This is a genomic window from Magnetococcales bacterium, from assembly GCA_015231925.1.
In the GTDB taxonomy this organism is placed as follows: Bacteria; Pseudomonadota; Magnetococcia; order Magnetococcales; family JADGAQ01; genus JADGAQ01.
This window is the reverse complement of sequence record JADGAQ010000079.1, coordinates 12937-17790: the sequence shown is the minus strand read 5'-3', so window position 1 is coordinate 17790 and position 4854 is coordinate 12937. Positions and strand designations below refer to the sequence as shown.

The 4854-nt window shown below is 44.8% G+C and carries 5 protein-coding genes; 4 read left to right on the top strand and 1 reads right to left on the bottom strand.

Annotated features, from left to right (window positions below; genetic code table 11):
• Positions 1 to 129: 129 nt before the first annotated feature.
• Positions 130 to 1095, top strand: a complete 966-nt coding sequence (locus HQL56_10270) for a GGDEF domain-containing protein (protein MBF0309902.1) — start codon at positions 130 to 132, stop codon at positions 1093 to 1095.
• Between the two features lie 27 nt (positions 1096 to 1122).
• On the opposite strand, the gene HQL56_10265 is transcribed toward HQL56_10270, so the two are convergent.
• On the bottom strand, positions 1123 to 1326 hold the full coding sequence (locus HQL56_10265) for a hypothetical protein (protein MBF0309901.1): 204 nt from the start codon (positions 1324 to 1326) through the stop codon (positions 1123 to 1125).
• Positions 1327 to 2033: 707 nt separating this feature from the next.
• Between HQL56_10265 and HQL56_10260 the strand changes: the two genes are divergently transcribed.
• Genes HQL56_10260 through HQL56_10250 form a run of 3 tightly spaced genes read left to right on the top strand, consistent with a single transcriptional unit; the run spans position 2034 to position 4382 of the window.
• Entirely contained in the window at positions 2034 to 3386 is a 1353-nt protein-coding gene (locus HQL56_10260) for a hypothetical protein (protein MBF0309900.1), read from the top strand.
• Positions 3379 to 3903, top strand: a complete 525-nt coding sequence (locus HQL56_10255) for a hypothetical protein (GenBank protein MBF0309899.1) — start codon at positions 3379 to 3381, stop codon at positions 3901 to 3903. Before HQL56_10260 ends, HQL56_10255 begins: the two co-directional genes overlap by 8 nt.
• Positions 3900 to 4382 carry a hypothetical protein gene (locus HQL56_10250; protein ID MBF0309898.1) on the top strand — a complete coding sequence of 161 codons (483 nt, stop codon included), beginning with the start codon at positions 3900 to 3902 and terminating at the stop codon, positions 4380 to 4382. The genes HQL56_10255 and HQL56_10250 overlap by 4 nt, the downstream gene beginning before the upstream one ends.
• Positions 4383 to 4854: the final 472 nt, after the last annotated feature.

The following is a 4854-nucleotide window of genomic DNA, read 5'->3' as shown; positions in this document are numbered from 1 at the left end:
CGTCGGGGAGGATAATCGACCCCGTATACCTGAACAGATACGAGAATTTAAGATAGAAAATTCTAAGTCAAAGGACAGAACATTTTCTTTTTTTGATACTTAGAGGACTGAACTGCAAAGGTGACGGACATGAACGGACTTTCGGACAAGACGTTACAGCAGCTCATCCTGTTACAGGGGGTCAATCCGGACCGGGTGCGGCCTTACCTGGAGGGGTGTACGCAACGGGAATTGGCGAAGGGGGATATCTTGCTTTCTCCGGAGCAGGAGAACCGACATTTATATTTGATTCTGTCGGGGACTTTTTCGGTGCATGTGGAGTCTCAGGCTTCGCCGCAGATTCGGGTGATTGTCGCGGGGGAGTCGGTTGGGGAGTTGTCGTTGATACGCCGGCAGCGTCCTTCGGCGTGGGTGGTGGCGCTGGAGGAGAGTCGGGTTGTTCAGTTGGATGCGGAGGCATTTTGGGGTTTGGTGGATTGTTCGGGTCAGGTGGCGCGGAATCTGTTTGAGCTGATGGCGCGGTGGTTGTTGGAGAACACGGATCATTTGGTGGAGAACCGGCGGACCATTGAGACCTTGGCGGAGCAGAACACGCGGGACGCTTTGACGGGGGTGCATAACCGGCGCTGGTTTGAGGATGCGGTGGCGAAGATGGTTGCGGAGACCAACGATGGGGGGCGTCCGGGGGTATTGGTGATGGTGGATGTGGATCATTTCAAGCGGTTCAACGACACCTATGGGCACCAGGGCGGGGACATGGCGCTCATTACCCTGGGCAAGGTGATGCGGGATCATGTACGCAAGGGGGATGAGGTAGCGCGGTATGGGGGGGAGGAGTTTGTGTTGTTGTTTCCGGGCACGCGATTGGGGGATGCTTTGCCGGTGGTGGAGCGGGTGAGACAGGCGGCGCAGCATCGGGAGATTCAGTTGGTGCAGACGGGGGAGGTAGCGCATATTACGATATCGCAGGGCATGGCGCAGACCTGGCCGGGGGTGACGGTAAAGGAACTGCTGGCCCAGGCGGACGCGCAGTTGTACAAAGCGAAGGAGTCCGGCCGGAACCGTGTGTGTTGGGAGACGCCACAGGAGCAATAAACCCCTATCCTTTCAATCTGTTATCCTTTAAATATCAAAAAAAGGAAATGTTCTGTCCTTTGACGTGGATTTTATTTTTTCTGTAATTCGTATAATTTTTTTTAAGCTTTCCATAAAAAACCCCGCACTTCCTCCTGCCAACCTCAAGGCCCAACCCGCAACAAGGCGTTGGTCAATCACCCGGTTGTGAAAAGGCCCAACACCCCCGAACGGCTGCGCAGCCAGCCGCATGATTCACCGGATGACAAAATTCGGCGCGGAGCTGTTTCCGTGATGGAATTATCTTGCATGCGGGGGAATGACTGGGGTAGAGTGTTTGCGTCGGGGCAAAAGGTTTCGAGTATGAGCAGGCGTGTTACTGCAATGATGGACGGGGTGACTTCGAATTAAATTTCCGGCGTGGTCTTTGCCTGGAGGCAACCGGCTGGATGTTTGAAGTGACCCGAGAAGGGTGAATCTTTCCATCCGGATGTGCATCGGGAGGATTTGCCATGATGATGCAACGTCCCCTGCGATGACAGGGGGAGTCAAACCAGGAGCCTTAAAAGCCGGCAGCAGGCATGCTTTACGAAGTTATTATTTACATATATGCGGCGGATCACAATAACATAGTATGTCACATAGGTATGCTCGGTAACAGGGAGTGCAGGCGACTTTCGCCTTTGTAAAGTGGGCAAGTGCATTCCAACCGGGAGGCAATAATGGGTTCAAACCGGGATTGATATCCATCGTGAAGAACCTGTCGCAGCCAGGGACTTGGCCGTAAAGGGGGAGTTGTCTTTCCCCGGATTCAGATGGATATACTGTCCACGGATTTCCGGATTCAAATGGATATACTGTCCCCGGATTTCACAGGGATCCAACAATAAATGCCCCAGCAAACCACCTGAATGTTCCAACAGTCGAGGTTTTTAGACAGCCTCTAAGAAAGGAATGGCATGAAAGAACAGTTGGTTGTTCTTGCTGTAATTTTATTTATTATCTATTCGATCTATGCGGCAGCAAAGAAACCATCCGGAAGAGTCAGTGCTTCCCTTGGCACAAAATCTTATTCCCTATCGGAAATTGCATTAACTGATGTTGGAACAGCATTAGGAGGAGCAATAACGATCGGATATATTTCTTTAATATTTAAAGGAGGTTTAGCATTTTTGTATGCTGGCTTATGTTACTTGCTCGGCATACTAATGCTTTATGCACTCATACCAACCATTAGAAGAATAAGCATTGACAATAACTATAACACAATTGAGGATTTTATTTCACACGGAAATATTCATTTGAAGACATTAGTGGCATCTGTCAATCTATTTACTTTTTTAGGATTATATGTTGCCCAATATATTGTATTAGATGATTTATTAAAAATCGTGATGCCTGAATATTATTTTTATGTGTATTGGGTTTTTTTAGTTGGGGTTGGGGTGTATGTAGCAATATATGGATTTCATGGAGTCCTCAGAAGCGACTTTGTTCAGACGATATTTGTTATTTGTTGGTTGGCTTGCGTGTCTTACGTGATGTATTTGTCATTTGATCAAATTCCAAAAATAGCCGATTTACCTAAGAATATATTAGACGGAACATTTTACGGTAAGTCATTCCTGATAGTAGTAACATTCCTGTTCCCACTTACTGTTCTAGCAAGAGCAGAGCATTGGCAACGCATTGTAGCTGCTAAAGATGACGACACGTCAAGAAAATCATTCCTTATATTAGCTCTTGTTATGTTTATTGTTTATTTATTGTTAGCTTTGGCAGGCTTGTTTCTTAGGGTTGTTTCCCCAAACACACCCCCGAACGAGGCTCCTTATTATTTTCTTAGTGTAATTAGCAATGAATATTTTTATGCGGTAGCAGTGCTTGGAATAATCGCGGCATTGGCTACTTCTGCTGATAGTTTTCTCAATGTTTGCGCAAATTCCATGAAAAGTTTATTCTGGAAAGGGATGATTGATCGTTTTGGAGAAATGCATATATATAGAAGGTGTGTGTTCGCAGCTGTGATTCTTGGTCAGATATTAATGAATATTTCTTCAGATCTTGGAGGATGGGTGGTTCTGGCGTCATCATCTGTTGTTGTAATTGTCCCTGGATATATTTGGGAACTGCTTAAGCCATCTGAGACAAAAATCCATTCAATTCTATCAATTTATGGAGGGATTTTGTGCTATATCTTTGTTTTGTCTTTTGGATTATTAAAAATTGAGACTGCATTCATTGCTGGTGCGGTTGGATCTATCGTAGTTTATATGATGTCCAGGCGTTTGAAAGGAACGATAGATGGATGACTTTAAATCGGTAGCGGAGAAAGCTTATTACGATGTTCCTATCATTATGCTAAGCGTTATGCTGTCATTTGTGTTCTCTAAATATGACCGCTATACCGAATTAATTCCAATAACACTTTCTGTTCTTGTCCAGCTTATAGTGTATTCTCTCTCGTGGAATTTTCATTTAAATCAGAAAAAAATTGGAAAATTAATTGCTATAATTAATTATATTGCTATTAGCTTGTTGTTTGCGGCGATAATGGTTAATATTAAATCTCCAAGTGCCGCGCTATTTTTATATAAGGCTTATTTTGTGGCCATGTTGTTTTTTTCGGTCGTGTACAGTCTTTATAATGCCGAACTTTCTGAGATATCTGGTATATATAGGACGCTATCAATATTAGTTCCACTTATTATGGTCTTGGTGGTTATGTTGGCTGATGTTGAAATAATATCCATGTCGATATTAAATATACTGTTAACCATCTGCCTTGGCCATTTTTTTGAGAATATCGTATTGAGTGTAAAAGCGTGAAGATATTTCGTGTTATAACGGGCGATTGTTATAAGCAGGCAGTAGACAATATTTTGCGGTGGCATGGTGATGGTCTTAGTTTAGAATCTATATGCGTGCTGAACTACAAGAAAGAGGCTTTGCTTCTAGAAATAAATTCCTTACCTGTTATTTACTTTATTTCATCTTTGCATAAGGAAGAAGATATATTCTCTATTGAATTTATTTCGTTAAATCCGGCGTGTTCTCCCTTATTAAAGGGAAAGGCATGTATAGTTTTTTCTAATTATTTGCACGGCAAATTGTCTGGATTTGATGGGGCTGTAATTATGCTTGCAAATGCACAAATAAGACATCTTGCAGTTAAATTGCTACGAGGTTTGTTGGAAGAGGTTGGCGTCTTGAGAAACTACTATCGAAATAGAGATGGTAGTTTCTCTGACGCTTTCATTTTGTATCGGGCGCGGGTTAGTAAAACTACAAAAGGAAAAACAGTATGAGTGGGTGTCTGTCGTTTCTGCAGGTAAAAGAATATCTTGATGTTGCTAGGAGCCCATTCTCACGTGAAATCGAACTCGGGGGACAGTTGACCGTTTTCCCTGATGGCCATAAATTAGCTAAATCGGAAATCGAGGGGCATCACACCGATTTCCCAGATGGCCATAAACTGGCTAAATCGGCTATTCCGAGAACCCCCACTTCTCCCTCTGCTCGCTCCGCACCATGGGAAACGGTTCCATAAGATCGGAAATCCGGGGACAGTCGGGAAATCCGGGGACGGGAAATCCGGGGACAGGGGGAAATCCGGGGACACCTTACCCATTTGGGTGGAAATCCGGGAAATCCGGGGACACCTTACCCATTTCGGGAAATCCGGGGACACCTTCGGGAAATCCGGGGACACCTTACCCATTTGCCGGGAAATCCGGGGACACCTTACCCATTTGCCGGGAAATCCGGGGACACCTTACC

Coding starts and splice junctions, on each gene's coding strand:
- HQL56_10270 (MBF0309902.1), top strand. CDS start 130: ATGAACGGACTTTCGGACAAGACGTTACAGCAGCTCATCCTGTTACAG.
- HQL56_10265 (MBF0309901.1), bottom strand. CDS start 1,326: ATGCGGCTGGCTGCGCAGCCGTTCGGGGGTGTTGGGCCTTTTCACAAC.
- HQL56_10260 (MBF0309900.1), top strand. CDS start 2,034: ATGAAAGAACAGTTGGTTGTTCTTGCTGTAATTTTATTTATTATCTAT.
- HQL56_10255 (MBF0309899.1), top strand. CDS start 3,379: ATGGATGACTTTAAATCGGTAGCGGAGAAAGCTTATTACGATGTTCCT.